Origin of the sequence: Streptomyces gossypii (genome assembly GCF_025165795.1) — a bacterium.
Classification (GTDB): Bacteria; Actinomycetota; Actinomycetes; order Streptomycetales; family Streptomycetaceae; genus Streptomyces; species Streptomyces gossypii.
In genome coordinates, this window is sequence record NZ_JAJAGO010000012.1 from 265,167 (window position 1) to 278,534 (window position 13,368).

Sequence of the window (13,368 nt, forward strand, 5' to 3'; positions counted from 1 at the left end):
TGGCGTCCGCAGAGGGCGCCAAACGCCCCCGCTGCGGTGATACCTCCGGAGACGGCGTGAGCACGCGCGTCAGCCCGTCGTCCAAGGGCGGAGCTTCTCGGGATTGCGTACCGCCCAGAGGCGCCGGATCCGGCCGGCTGCGATGTCGAAGGCCATCACCGTCCCGGTGACGCCCTGTTGCTGTGCCACCAGACCGGGCTGGCCGTTGACCGTGCGCTCCAGGAACCGCAGGTCGGGTGCGTTGAGGAGGAATTCGACCAAGCCCCGCGCGATCTGCTCACCGCCCTCGGCCGGGTGGACCTGGGCGCTGACGAGACCGCCGCCGTCGGCGACCGCCGTGGCGTCGGGGTCGAGTAGGCCGATGAGGGCGTCGATGTCCTTGGCTTCCCATGCCTCCTTGAACGCTCTGACGATGTCCGCGCGCTGGGCTGGTGGAGTCGCGGGAGCCTGGGACGCGCGCAGACGACGCCGGGCCGACGAGGCGAGCTGGCGGCATGCCGCCGGCGTACGGCCGACGATCTCGGCCACTTCGGGAAAGGAGTAGCGGAAGACGTCGTGCAGGATGAACGCGATGCGCTCGGCGGGGGTCATCGATTCGAGTACGACGAGGAAGGCCATGCTGACCGACTCGTCGAGGGTGACCCGGTCGGCCGGGTCGGCCGCGGTGCCGCCCGACCGCCCGTTGACCCACTCCGTGTGAGCGGGCAGCGGCTCCGGAAGCCATTCGCCCACGTAGCGCTCCCGCCGGGCTCGTGCCGAGCGGAGCAGGTCGAGGCAGATGCGGCTGGCGACCTTCGTCAGCCACGCGGCGGGTGATTCGATGGCTTCCCGCCCCTGCGGCGACATCGCGTACCAGCGGGCGTACGTCTCCTGCACGACATCCTCGGCATCGGCCAGGGAGCCGAGGAGCCGGTAGGCGAGATTGATCAGCTGACGCCGCTCGCTCATGATCGCGCTCAGACTCGGATCGAGCCGGCCGTCTCCCGGCTCGGACGGGGTGGTCATGGTGTGGACGACTCCCTTTCTCGCAGCTGCCCTCACCAGTACGACGAAACATCGCAGCGGACTGTGAGGCCGCGCGTCACCTCACACTCCCAGGGGTTGTGCCGTCGTACTGCCGAGTCCCACATCATCCAGCGGACGGGCAGCTCAGCTGCATGGGCCGGTCGCTCACCACACCTGCAAGGAGAACGCCGTGAACATCGCTCTGTGGATCATTGCGGGGCTGCTGGCCACAGCCTTCCTGGTCGCCGGCGCCATGATGCTGGCCCAGCCCAAAGAGAAGCTGGCCGCCTCCGGACTGGGATTCGTCGACGACTTCAGCGCTCGCACCATCAAGGTCATCGGCACCCTCAAGGTTCTGGCTGCCGTGGGCCTGATCCTGCCCGCCGCGCTCGACATCGCGCCGGTCGTGGTTCCGCTGGCGGCCGTGGGGCTGGTGTTGCTGATGGTCGGCGCGATCATCACACACCTCCGCCGTCAGGAGGCCCAGTCGGTCATGGCGAACCTGGTCGTGCTCACGCTTGCCGTCCTCGTGGCGTGGGGCCGCTTCGGCCCGCAGTCCTTCACCAGCTGAGCCGCCGGGGGCCCGCGGCGGCGCGAGCCCAGCAAGATCCAAACGAGAGACCTCAGGGCGTGTTGGAGAAGTAGCGCCGGCCGCCCGGAGGGCGGACCCCGCGAGACAGGCGGGACTTCCACAGCACGCCTTAGCCGGCGTCCTTGATCCGGATGCTCTCGCGCACCTGGTCGAAGACCTTCTTGTCCTGGTCCCAGTCGGCGCTCGGGGCGGAGAGGTAGAGGGCGTACTCCTTGCCGCCCGGTTCGCCGAAGCCCAAGTAGATGGCCCGGTATGCGCGTTCCTTCCCCTGGAAGGTGAACTCCCAGACCGCTGCGGGCATGCCCCGGTACGTCGTGCGCTGCATGCGCAACTCGCTGTATCCGGGGAGCTTCCCCTGGCTGACGGACTGGTCCCGGTCATCCTTCCAGCGCTGGAGCTGGTCCGCCGCGGCGAGGTCGGCGACGCTGACCCGCAGGCCGACCAGCCTCGCCGGGTCGGTGTAGGCGAGGTCGCTGTCGGCGGTGTCCGTGTGGCGCCAGCCGTCCGGGAGGGGGACGGAGAGGCCGTACGCCGTCTCCTCCTCGAAGTGGTACCCCTCAGGCAGCGGGGAGGGGGAGACGGGCGTGTCACTCTCCCCGCCCGGCTTGTCGGCGGGGTTCTCCTGGCCCGGTGCGTCTGGGCTTTCCCGGCCAGGTTCGTGCTCCGGGCTTTCGCGGCCCGGTTGGTCACCGGCCGACGGGCCCTTGCCGCCGCCGTCCTCGTGGTCCAGCACCGTGAAGGCGGTCCCGGCCGCAGCCGCGGCCACCAGGACGGCGGCGGCCGCCCACACTCCCCAGCGGCGGCCGGTGCGCGGCCGGGGTGTCGGGGCGGCCGGGGCGGCTGGCGCGGCCGGGGCGGCCGGGTCCGTTCGGACCGGGCCCGGCTGAAGGCCCGGCCCCCGTGCGGACGGGCTCTCCGGTGCGGTGGTGTACGCACCGGCCGCCGGCGTCGCCAGGGCCCGCAGCCACGCCTCGGCGTCCTCCCCCGAGGGCCGGCCCGCCGGGTCCTTCTCCAGCAGTTGCGCGATGAGCGGGTTCAGTGCCGTGTCGCGGGCTGCGGGATGCGGCGGGTCGGCGGTGATCGCATAGGCGGTCCCCATGGCGGTGTCCCGCTGGAAGGGCGGCCGGCTCTCGACCGCTGCGTAGAGCGTGGCGCCGAGCGCCCACAGGTCGGAGGCGGCGGCGGGCGGTCCGCCGCGGAGACGCTCGGGTGCCAGGTAGTCCACGGACCCGATGACTTCGCCGGTCCGGGTGAGGGAAGAGGTGCCGGTGGCCACCGCGATGCCGAAGTCCGTCAGGACCACACGCCCGTCCGCGCCGAGCAGCACGTTGCCCGGTTTGACGTCCCGGTGGAGGACCCCGGCGGCGTGCGCGGCCCGCAGCGCCCCGATCATCCCCTGCCCGATCCGCACGGCCTCGTCAGCGGTCACAGGGCCGTCCTGCTCCAGTACGCCGCTGAGCGTGCGGGAAGGGACGTACTCCATGACGATGCACGGCAGCCCCTCGTGGTCGACGACATCGTGCACAACGACCACGTTCGGGTGGCTGATGCGGGCAACGCTGCGCGCCTCACGCCGCGTTCGCTCGTACGAGGTCGCCTCATCCGGGCCGATCCCCTCGCGCGGGGCATGCATCTGCTTCAGCGCCACCTGCCGGCCGAGGAGAGGGTCCTCGGCCAGCCACACCGTCCCCATGCCGCCGCTGCCGATCCGCTCCAGCAGTCGGTAGCGTCCCCCGACGAACTGCCCCGGCCCGGCCTTTCCCGCCTCAATCCCCGTGCCCGACAACGCCTTCCCCGCTCCTCGTCGTTCCGCGGACGATCCGGTCGAGACCGTCGTGGCTTCCCACTCTCGGTCGATCGCCCGCGCAGCGACCACATCTTCCCGGACACCGCACCGGCTCTCCACACTCGGGGGGCGAGACGAAGTGCCATCCGCGTGTGCCGCGGTGCCGGGCCGTCGGTCGGTCTTGACGGTTCGTTCAGACGAAGGTCAGCACCTCGCTCCCGGTCAGCTCGTCCACCCCGCCGCTCACGCAGGCCAGGAGATCCAGCTGAGGCAGGACCATCTGGTAGACCGCCGTTCTTCCCTCACCGAAACCGCTGGTCACCGTGCCCTGCTCGGTGACCAGGACCGTACCGTTCAGCAGCCGCTCGATCGCCGTCGTCGTGTAGGTGACCACGCTGGTCTGGCCCGAATCCCAGTGGTACGTAGTGCTGGAGACCACGAACAGGCGGAGCGAGGTGCAGCCTGACGTGGTCTCGTAGGAGGCGGAGGCGGAACCTCCGGTGACACCGCCGGTGGGGCAGTAGTTGAAGTCCTCCGTGGCGGAAACCGTGGTCGGCTTGGGGATGTAGGTCAGCGGGGGATCGTAGGAGACGTTCACCGTGCCGTGGCACAGCAGCAGGGCCGAGGAGTCATCGGCGGCGTGGGTCGCGGGGGCCGCGAGGGCGGCGGGGGCCGCGGCCGTCATCGGAAGGCCGAGCAGGCAGAGCACGCTGCCGACGACGGCAACGGTGCGCCGGAGCCGGGCAGTTCGCGGCCCGTACCTGCGAGACGGTGACAGACATGCTGATCCCATGGGCTTTCCAGCCTTTCGCCGGATCGTCGATGCGTCCGGTGGAAGCGGACGCCGCGCCCACGGGCATCAGCCGACTCGCCCCTGCTCCCCGTGGCCACGATGGGGGCGTCATACCCCCTGCTTCAGGGATGAGGCGGGCGTGCGGGGAGCAACCAGGGGGCGCGCGGCTCGACGCGGGGGCGTGGGGAGACCGCGGAAGGAAAGGTGCCCGCTCCTTCGTGCGCCCCTCGCAGCCTGCCGTCTCAGTCGGCGGGTCTTCGACGGTGGCGACGGCGGCGGCGAGCGGCCGGGCGGGGCGGCCGAGGAGGGCGTGAGGGGGCGACTGCCCCTCCCGGCCGGTCCTGGAGCACCTCACCGGGCGCTGGGGCGTACTGGTGCCGGCCGGTCTTCACCAGGGGCCGGCACGCTTCAACGCCCTGCGCCGCCGCGTCGACGGCGTGAGCGAGAAGATGCTGTCCCAGACCCTGCAGTCCCTGGAGCGCGACGGCTTCGTCCAGCGCACCGTCCACGCCGTGATGCCCCCACGCGTCGAGTACCAGCTCACCGACCTGGGCACGACCACGGCCGCCAAGCTCCTCGACCTCATCGGCCACCTCGAAGCCCGAATGCCCACCGTCATTGCCGCCCAGACCCACTACGACCGGAGCCGGACCGACGACTGAACCAGGGGCGCCGACGGCATGGTCAGGCGGGAGGGTTCGGGGCGATTTCGGTGAGCAGGGTTTCGATGCGGGTCCGGATCTCGTCGCGGATGGGGCGGACGGCTGCCACGCCCCGGCCTGCCGGGTCGGACAGCTGCCAGTCGAGGTAGCGCTTGCCGGGGAAGACGGGGCAGGCGTCGCCGCAGCCCATGGTCACGCAGACGTCCGAGGCGCGGACGGCGTCCGCGGTGAGGACCTTCGGGGTTTCGGCCGTGAGGTCGATGCCGACCTCGCGCATCGCCTCGATGACGGCCGGGTTGACCTGGTCGGCCGGGGCGGAGCCGGCGGAGCGCACCTCCACGCGGTCTCCGGCCAGGTGGGTCAGCCAGGCGGCGGCCATCTGGGAGCGGCCCGCGTTGTGGACGCACACGAAGAGCACGGACGGCCTGGCGGGGAGGGACGGACCGGAGGCAAGCGGGTCGGACATGAGGGTCTCTTTCGTCGAGGGCCGCGCTCCCCGCGCGACGTCAGCGGTCGCTGGCATCACGCAGCAGTGATGTGTGAGAATATCAGCCCATGATGACATCAGCCAAAACTGAACTGATCCCACCGGACGCGGAACTCGTCCGCGTGATCGCCGACCCGCTCAGGCTCCAGATCGTGACCCTGCTCGCCCGCGAGACGCTCTGCACCACCCATCTGGTGGAGGAGACCGGTGCGCGGCAGACGAACCTCTCCAATCACCTGCGGGTGCTACGCGAGGCGGGCGTCGTGGACACCGAGCCGTGCGGCCGGTTCACGTACTACAAGCTGCGGCCGGACGTACTGGCGACTCTCGCCGGTTCCTTCACCGCACTGGCCGAGACCGCGCGCACCACCGCCGCCACAGACCGGAAGAGGCCCTGCCCGTGACCAGCACCGAAGCCGAACCCGGCGCGGCGCCCACCGGCGCGGGAAGCGACGCCTTGAAGGGAGGCGGGAGCGATCCCGCAGCGGGAGTCGTCGGCAAGCTCTCCACCCTCGACCGCTTCCTGGCCGTGTGGATCCTCGCCGCCATGGCGCTCGGACTGGGCCTGGGCCGACTGATCCCCGGCCTCAACGACGCGCTGGCCGAAGTGGAGATCGGCGGCATCTCGCTGCCGATCGCGGCCGGGCTGTTGATCATGATGTACCCGGTACTCGCCAAGGTCCGCTACGACAGGCTCGACGCCGTCACCGGCGACCGGAAGCTGATGATCTCCTCGCTGGTGATCAACTGGCTGGTCGGGCCCGCCGTGATGTTCGCGCTCGCCTGGACCTTCCTGCCCGACCTGCCCGAATACCGCACTGGTCTCATCATCGTCGGGCTGGCCCGTTGCATCGCCATGGTGATCATCTGGAACGACCTGTCCTGTGGCGACCGTGAGGCGGCGGCCGTGCTGGTCGCCCTCAACTCCGTCTTCCAGGTGCTCGTCTTCGGGCTGCTGGGCTGGCTCTACCTCGATCTGCTGCCCGGCTGGCTCGGCCTGGGCGACGGCGAGCAGCTCGACATCTCGATGTGGAAGATCGCCCTGAACGTCGTCATCTTCCTCGGCGTCCCGCTCCTCGCCGGGTTCCTGACCCGCCGCTACGGGGAGAAGTCCATGGGCCGGGTGAGGTACGAGGAGAACTTCCTGCCCCGGATCGGGCCGTTCGCGCTCTACGGACTGCTGTTCACCATCGTCCTCCTCTTCGCCCTCCAGGGGAAGACGATCACCTCGCAGCCGCTGGACGTGGCCCGTATCGCGCTGCCGCTGCTCGTCTACTTCGCGGTCATGTGGTTCGGGTCCTTCGCACTGGGCAAGGCGATCGGTCTCGCCTATGACCGCACCGCCACGCTCGCCTTCACCGCCGCGGGCAACAACTTCGAACTGGCGATCGCTGTCGCCATCGCCACCTTCGGTGTCACCTCCGGCCAGGCACTCTCCGGCGTCGTCGGGCCGCTGATCGAGGTGCCCGTACTGATCGGTCTGGTCTACGTCTCACTGGCCTGGCGCCGCAGGTTCCACCCGGATGCGCTCGTCACGGCGGCCTCCGGGGAACACCGGTGAGCACCGTCGGCGTCAGAAGCCGGCCGCGGCCGGGGCCCCGCGGACATGGGCGGCCAGCGCGGAGATGACATGGCGGGCGTCCCGGCCGACCCCGCGCAGGGTGTTGGAGGCGAAGGAGCGCTGGAACTCCAGGCCGAGGTAGACGAGGCCGGGACGGGTGAGGGAGATCCCGCCGCTGTGCAGGGGGGCGCCGTCGGCGTCCAGCGCGCCGAGCGGCTCCAGGCAGCTCAGACTTGGCCGGTACCCGGTGGCGAGCAGCACGGCGTCGGCCTGCTCCCGGGTGCCGTCGGCCCAGACCACCTCATCGCCTTCGAGGGCGGTGAACATCGGCCGCCGCACCAGGCGGCCGGTCTCCAGGGCCGCCTGGTAGCGGCCGTCGTCCAGCACGAGGGTGGCGTCGACGAAATGGGCGAGCCATGCGGGAGGCAGCTGGTCGAAGCCGGTGGTCGTCAGCCAGTGGTGCAGGTCCCTGCCCTCGCGTATCTGCGGGAGGAACCGCAGGGGGCTGCGGCTGGCGAGGGTCACCCGGGCCGACTGCGCCAGCTCGTGGCCGATCTGGACGGCCGAGTTCCCGCCGCCCACCACGACGATCCGCTTGCCCGCGTACGGCTCGGGGTTGCGGTAGCCGGCGGCGTGCAGCAGCTCGCCGGTGAAGTCCGCCGCGCCGGGGAGCGCGGGGCGCAGGGGTCTGGCGAAGGCACCGGTGGCCGCGACGACTCCGGCCGCGCCGATGCTGCGCCCGTCGGACGTACGGAGGGTGAAGCCGGGACCGTCCGGCTCGACGGTGCCGACGCGTGTGTCCGTACGGATCTCGACGTCCAGCTGGTCCGCGTAACGGGTGAGGTAGTGGACGACCTCGTCGCGGTGCGGGTAGCGGTCGCCGTCCCCTCCGAAGGGCGAACCCGGCAGGGCGCTGTAGCGGGCTGGCGAGAACAACGTGAGGCTGTCGTAGTAGCGGGGCCAGGAACCGGCCGGGCGCCCGGATGCCTCCAGGACCACCGGCCGCAGCCCTTCCCGGAGCAGCGCATGGGCGGCGGCCAGGCCGGACTGCCCGCCGCCGATTACCGCGACCTCGAACTGTTCCCTCATGAACGGACTCCTGTTTCGATGAATGTCTATGTTGACGTACATCAATACAGGTGGGATGCTGAAGGCACAAGTCATCGACGGATGTCGAAACATTGGGAGTCTTCGTGAACGCGCCCACCACCGCCCTGCCCACCGTGGTGATCGGAGCAGGCCCGATCGGTCTGGCCGCCGCCGCCCACCTCGCCGCACGCGGCCTCGACCCGCTGGTCCTGGAAGCCGGACCGGTCGCCGGAAACGCCGTTCGCGAATGGGGCCATGTGCGGCTGTTCTCCCCGTGGTCCGAGCTTGTCGACCCCGCCGCCGAGAAGCTGCTGGCGCCCACCGGCTGGAGGGCCCCCGACGCCGCCGCGTACCCCTCGGGCGCCGACTGGGCCGAGCGCTACCTGCAGCCGCTCGCCGACGCCCTGGGCGACCGGGTCCGCTACGGCGCCACCGTCACCGGCGTCTCCCGCCTCGGCCGCGACCGCGTCGTGGACGCCGACCGCGCGGAGCAGCCGTTCACCGTCCGCCTTTCCCGTGCCGACGGCACCGAGGAGCGTCTCACCGCCCGTGCCGTCATCGACGCCTCCGGCACCTGGGCCACCCCCGGCCCGATCGGTGGCGACGGCCTGCCCGCCCTCGGCGAGCGTGCCGCCTCCGGGCGCGTCTCCTACCGGCTGCCCGACCTCAAGGACCCGGCGGTACGGGCTCGCTACGCGGGCAGGCGCACCGCCGTCATCGGCTCCGGCGCCTCCGCCTTCACCGCCCTCGCCTCGCTGGCCGCCCTCGCCAAGGAAGCCCCCGGCACGCACGGCGTGTGGATTCTGCGGCGCGGAATCAGCGGTTCCACCTTCGGTGGCGGCGAAGCCGACCAGCTTCCGGCGCGCGGCGCGCTCGGACTCGCCGCCAAGGCAGCGGTGGACGACGGCTTCGCCGACGCCGTCACCGGCTTCCGCACCATCGCCCTCGAAGAGAGCGGCGAGCAGCTGGTCCTCGTCGCGGAGGACGGCCGCCGCCTCGACCCCGTCGACGAGGTCATCTCCCTCACCGGCTTCCGGCCCGACCTGTCCTTCCTCGAAGAGCTCCGGCTCGAGCTGGACGAACGACTCCAGGCACCGGTCGAGCTCGCCCCGCTGATCGACCCCAACCAGCATTCCTGCGGCACCGTCTACCCGCACGGCGCGAAGGAGCTCTCCCACCCCGAGCAGGACGTCTATCTGGCCGGGATGAAGAGCTACGGCCGCGCCCCGACCTTCCTCGCCATGACCGGCTACGAGCAGGTCCGCTCCATCGCCGCGGCGCTGGCCGGTGACCACGAGGCGGCGGCACGCGTCGAGCTGGTCCTGGCCGAGACCGGCGTGTGCGGCGGAGCCGGTCTGTTCGACGAGCCCGGCGCGCAGGAGGGTGAGGCCGGTGGTGAGGCCGGTGGCGGCTGCTGCGCCGCGCCGTCCACGCTCCAGATCGGCGCGGGAGCGACCGTCTCCGGCGGCTGCTGAGCCTGCGGGGTGCGTGCCTCCGGCACGGGCGTGACGGGTCCGTCCCGCAGGGATCAGTGGGAGCGCGTCAGCGGGCTTCCACTCGCAGCCGCACGCCGTGCGGAGCCAGCATCGTCTTGACCACCGGATTGAGCGGCTCGTCGCCGACCGGACGCAGCCGCCAGCGTGAGGTGATCGAGGCCAGCGCGAGCGCGGCCGTGTTGATGCCGAAGCGGTTGCCGATGCACTTGCGGCCCCCGGCGCCGAAGGGGAGGTACGCCTCCCGGTCCAGCTGGCTGTCCAGCCAGCGGTCCGGGTCGAAGCGGTCCGGATTGTCGTACAGCTCGGGCAGCCGGTGGATGAGGTACGGGCTCCAGCCGATCATCGTCTTGGCGGGCAGCTGGAATCCCCCGAGATCGGTGTCCCCGGTGACGACCCGGCTGCCGAACCAGGTGGGCGTGTACATCCGCAGCGCCTCGGAGATCACCCGGTCGGCCAGTTTCAGTTCGGCCACATGGGCGAAAGTCGGGGGGCCACCGGCCAGGACCTCGTCGACCTCCTTGTGGAGCCGCTCCTCGACCTCGGGGTGCGTGGCGAGCAGGTACAGCGCCCAGGCAAGCGTCGGCCCGGCGGCGTCCGCTCCGGCGAAGATGTTGATCACCTGTTCGGTCACCTCCCGGTCGCTCAGCGCCTGGTGCTCGCTCTCGCTGTCGGGGTCCTGCGCGCTCAGCAGTGAGGAGAGCAGGTCGCCGTGGTCGGTGGCGTCGGGACGGCGGGTGGCGATGATTTCACCGACGGTGCTCCGCAGCCGGTCGTGGGCCCGCTGGTAGCGCCGGTTGCCGAGGGTGGGCAGGCGGCCGAAGACCGGTGGCATGACCATGAGCCAGAACGCGGGTTTGGAGATGGCCTTGAAGTCGTCCCTGATGTTCTGCGAGATCTGGGGCGCCGTCGCGGAGAAGATGGTGTGCGCCACGATCCCCATGACCAGGGTCGACATCTCCTCGGTCACGTCGATCTCCTGGCCGTGCTGCCAGGACGTGGACGCGGCGTTGCAGGAGTCCGCCATCACCGCCCCGTAGGCGGGCATGCGGTCGAGGTGGAAGGCGGGCTGGCAGAGCCGCCGCTGACGCCGGTGGCGGCTGCGAGGGCAGGTGCCGAGGCCGTCACCGACCAGCTTGCGGGCCCGGTCCATGATCGGCCCGCCCATGTCGTAGGTGCGGTCGTCGAGCAGGACCTGGCGGGTCAGCCCCGGGTCGCACACCATGACGAGCGACAGGGGTCCCAGACGCAGCCGCACCAGCCCGCCGTATGCCGGCAGGGACGACAGGAACGCCAGCGGATCGCGCAGCAGCGGCAGCGCATGCCCCAGAAAGGGCAGGGACTTGCCCGCCAGCGGAATCGTCCTCGCAGTGCTCATCCCCACTCCTCTTCGCGCCTGGATGCAGTCGGGAAGTCCCCCAGAGTGTGGCCGGGCGGGACGGGCCGCCACATCACGCGTAAGCGCCCGGAGGAGGTGGGTTCGGGTGGCGGCATTGCGCCATACGGGGAGGTCGTGCGGGGCCCATCCCGCGCGGACACGTGGTTTTCACCGCGCACGGAATCGCAAGCATCTTCACTGGGCGACCTGCGAGTTTGAAGCCCGGCGGCCGGGCGCAGTCTCGCTGTTATGAACAAGATCCTCAGCTTCACCGCCCCGCCGGACCCCTCCGTACGCGGGGCCCGCACCGGTCTCGCCGGCCCGGCCGGCAGCACCGGTCACACCGGTCACACCGGTCACACCGACCACGCCGACGCGTCATGAGCGCCCCCGCTGTCGCCGTGCTCGGCACGGGACGTCTGGGCGGCGCCATCGCCACGACGCTGCTGGCGGCGGGCCATCCGACCGCCGTCTGGAACCGCTCGCCCGACAGGACCGCACCGCTGGTCAAGGCGGGCGCGACCGTCGCGGCAACACCCGCCGAGGCGGCGGCCACCGCTTCCCTGGTGATCCTCTGTGTCACCGACGACAAGGCCGCACAGGAGATCCTCGCCCGGTTGGGCACCGCCACGTCGGGCCGCACTCTGGTCAACGTGACCACCAGCGTCCCGGAGCAGGCGCGTTCCGCCGCCGCCTGGGCGGCCGAGCACGGCACCGACTATCTGGCCGCCGCCGCCATGACCGACTACCGCATGATCGGCGGGCCCGAGACCCATCTGCTGTACGCGGGTCCCCGGGCGGCGTACGAGCGGCACGAGCCGACGCTGCTCGTACTGGGCGGCGGTGCCCGCTACGTCGGGACCGACCACGGCGTGGCCGCGCTGTTCGACATGTCGATGAACAGCCTCTACTTCGAGTTCTGGATCGGCTATCTGCACACCCTCGCCCTGATGCGCCGCGAGGGTGTGTCCGCAGCCGATTTCGCTCCCGTGGTGGCGCGGACCATCGGCGAAATCCCCCCGCTGATGCCGATGATCGCGCAGCAGGCCGACAAAGCCGACTACGACCCGACCGCTTACGGCACGGTCGCCGAGTTCGAACCGATGGCGCAGTCGGTGATCGATATGCGGCGCTCGCGCGGCATCGACACCGAACGCCTCCAGCATCTCCAGACGTTGCTGCAACGCCGCATCGCCGACGGCTACGGAGAACAGGGGCCGACCAGTCTGATCGAGACGATCGAAGCAAGCCTGACCAGGACGGCCGAAGCCGTGCCCGGAGGAGTCGGCTGAGAAGCTGACGAAGGAGCCCCGGCAGTACCGGGCTCCGGTAGCTCAACAGGGCCCTGACCAGCGCACACCGCTGGCCGGGGCCTTTGCCGTGCGGGAGGCGGACGGGCCGGATACCGCCCGGCGAGCCGCCGGAGGGCTGTCAGGGAAATGCACGGCCGGACCCACCACATCACTCGGTGAACATCCTTACACGCAGTTCCGTGTACCGGCGGACCGCATTGCACGCGTTCCTTTCCGGCGCACCTCACACGGTCAGGTGGAATCGGTGCCACACACGCTACGAACGGCCGTGCGCTGGCTAGCCTTTTCGCACCGGACGCGTATCCCATAGGGCGTCCGAAAAAGACATCGAATACGGCAACGAATACGGCAGAGCAGTCAGAAGGGAAAGGTTGAAGTATGAGTGCACCTGGTTCCACACCCGTTGAGGCGACAGCGGAGAATCTCTCGGAAAGGTCGGAGAGGGTCGGCTCGCTGTTCGACGACGTCGCCGATCACTTCAACAAGATCGCCGAGAAGATGAGCGCGGCACCGGGGCTGAACGACTGGATCAACGCGCGGCTGCCCGGCGGCGGGCGAGCGCTGGACGCGGGCTGCGGCACCGGCCGGTACTGCCCGCTGCTCGCCGACCGCTACGAGCAGGTACTCGGCATCGATGTCGCCGATGCCCTGCTCGACATCGGCCGTGCGGGCCACTCCCGCCCGAACATCCGCTACGAGAAGCGCAGTGCCTACGACGTCACCGCCGCCAGGGACGGTCAGTTCGACGCCGTCTTCTCCTACAGCGCGGTGTTCCACATGCGGCCGTACGACCAGATCCTGCCGCACCTGCGTTCGCTGGTCGCGCCGGGCGGGCTGCTGATGGTCTTCGAGCCGGAGCGGACCTCTCTGCACGACCGCAGGGGCAAGGACGCGGACTGGCTGACGGATGTCGCGTTCCAGAACGCGCAGACGGCGTACCGGATCACCAGCGACATCGAGGCCGCCACGGACGCGCTGCACCTCTTCCTCAACCCGAGTTGGCGGGAGCTGTGCGAGCACAGCGTGCTGCCGAGCCGGGAGGAGTTCCACGAGACGTTCTCCGCCTGGCTGCCGGGGACCGAGTTCTTCCATGACGTGGTGCCCGCGATGGGCGTCGCGCTCTGGCGGGCCCCGGCCGACTGACGTTCACCGCTCCACGTTCACCGCCGAGGGTCCGGAGCCGTCCGATGACGGCTCCGGACCCTCGGT

General features: G+C 70.8%; 14 protein-coding genes. 8 read left to right on the forward strand and 6 right to left on the reverse strand.

Annotation, left to right across the window (positions count from 1 at the left end):
* Positions 1–69 precede the first annotated feature (69 nt).
* On the reverse strand, positions 70–1,005 hold the full coding sequence (gene sigJ / locus LHJ74_RS25235; protein WP_260220507.1) for an RNA polymerase sigma factor SigJ: 936 nt from the start codon (positions 1,003–1,005) through the stop codon (positions 70–72).
* Between the two features lie 190 nt (positions 1,006–1,195).
* Between sigJ and LHJ74_RS25240 the strand changes: the two genes are divergently transcribed.
* A complete protein-coding gene (locus LHJ74_RS25240) occupies positions 1,196–1,576 on the forward strand; it encodes a DoxX family protein (protein ID WP_260220508.1) in 381 nt (126 codons plus the stop codon).
* 130 nt (positions 1,577–1,706) lie between these two features.
* Here the strand turns inward: LHJ74_RS25240 and LHJ74_RS25245 are convergent, their stop codons facing one another.
* Together LHJ74_RS25245 and LHJ74_RS25250 are read right to left on the reverse strand one after the other, a co-directional pair.
* A complete protein-coding gene (locus LHJ74_RS25245) occupies positions 1,707–3,383 on the reverse strand; it encodes a serine/threonine-protein kinase (RefSeq protein WP_311203346.1) in 1,677 nt (558 codons plus the stop codon).
* Positions 3,384–3,576: 193 nt separating this feature from the next.
* Positions 3,577–4,176, reverse strand: a complete 600-nt coding sequence (locus tag LHJ74_RS25250; RefSeq protein WP_260220509.1) for a hypothetical protein — start codon at positions 4,174–4,176, stop codon at positions 3,577–3,579.
* A gap of 341 nt (positions 4,177–4,517) precedes the next feature.
* Between LHJ74_RS25250 and LHJ74_RS25255 the strand changes: the two genes are divergently transcribed.
* Positions 4,518–4,838, forward strand: coding sequence for a winged helix-turn-helix transcriptional regulator (locus LHJ74_RS25255; RefSeq protein WP_260220562.1), 321 nt, complete (start codon positions 4,518–4,520; stop codon positions 4,836–4,838).
* A gap of 22 nt (positions 4,839–4,860) precedes the next feature.
* Here the strand turns inward: LHJ74_RS25255 and LHJ74_RS25260 are convergent, their stop codons facing one another.
* Complete coding sequence (locus LHJ74_RS25260) at positions 4,861–5,304, reverse strand: arsenate reductase ArsC (protein WP_260220510.1); 444 nt, start codon at positions 5,302–5,304, stop codon at positions 4,861–4,863.
* 89 nt (positions 5,305–5,393) lie between these two features.
* Here LHJ74_RS25260 and LHJ74_RS25265 point away from each other — a divergent pair, with 89 nt between their 5' ends.
* Both LHJ74_RS25265 and arsB read left to right on the forward strand, forming a co-directional pair.
* Positions 5,394–5,729 carry an ArsR/SmtB family transcription factor gene (locus tag LHJ74_RS25265; protein ID WP_260220511.1) on the forward strand — a complete coding sequence of 112 codons (336 nt, stop codon included), beginning with the start codon at positions 5,394–5,396 and terminating at the stop codon, positions 5,727–5,729.
* Positions 5,726–6,886, forward strand: a complete 1,161-nt coding sequence (arsB, locus tag LHJ74_RS25270) for an ACR3 family arsenite efflux transporter (RefSeq protein ID WP_375546834.1) — start codon at positions 5,726–5,728, stop codon at positions 6,884–6,886. Before LHJ74_RS25265 ends, arsB begins: the two co-directional genes overlap by 4 nt.
* A gap of 12 nt (positions 6,887–6,898) precedes the next feature.
* Here arsB and LHJ74_RS25275 read toward each other — a convergent pair whose 3' ends face one another.
* Positions 6,899–7,975 carry a flavin-containing monooxygenase gene (locus LHJ74_RS25275; RefSeq protein WP_260220512.1) on the reverse strand — a complete coding sequence of 359 codons (1,077 nt, stop codon included), beginning with the start codon at positions 7,973–7,975 and terminating at the stop codon, positions 6,899–6,901.
* 104 nt (positions 7,976–8,079) lie between these two features.
* Between LHJ74_RS25275 and LHJ74_RS25280 the strand changes: the two genes are divergently transcribed.
* Complete coding sequence (locus tag LHJ74_RS25280) at positions 8,080–9,450, forward strand: FAD-dependent oxidoreductase (RefSeq protein ID WP_260220513.1); 1,371 nt, start codon at positions 8,080–8,082, stop codon at positions 9,448–9,450.
* A gap of 67 nt (positions 9,451–9,517) precedes the next feature.
* On the opposite strand, the gene LHJ74_RS25285 is transcribed toward LHJ74_RS25280, so the two are convergent.
* A complete protein-coding gene (locus tag LHJ74_RS25285) occupies positions 9,518–10,846 on the reverse strand; it encodes a cytochrome P450 (protein ID WP_260220514.1) in 1,329 nt (442 codons plus the stop codon).
* Between the two features lie 249 nt (positions 10,847–11,095).
* Between LHJ74_RS25285 and LHJ74_RS25290 the strand changes: the two genes are divergently transcribed.
* From LHJ74_RS25290 to LHJ74_RS25300, 3 genes are all read left to right on the forward strand, one after another.
* A complete protein-coding gene (locus tag LHJ74_RS25290) occupies positions 11,096–11,230 on the forward strand; it encodes a hypothetical protein (protein WP_260220515.1) in 135 nt (44 codons plus the stop codon).
* A complete protein-coding gene (locus LHJ74_RS25295; RefSeq protein WP_260220517.1) occupies positions 11,227–12,138 on the forward strand; it encodes an NAD(P)-dependent oxidoreductase in 912 nt (303 codons plus the stop codon). The genes LHJ74_RS25290 and LHJ74_RS25295 overlap by 4 nt, the downstream gene beginning before the upstream one ends.
* A gap of 399 nt (positions 12,139–12,537) precedes the next feature.
* Entirely contained in the window at positions 12,538–13,302 is a 765-nt protein-coding gene (locus LHJ74_RS25300; RefSeq protein WP_260220518.1) for a class I SAM-dependent methyltransferase, read from the forward strand.
* Positions 13,303–13,368: the final 66 nt, after the last annotated feature.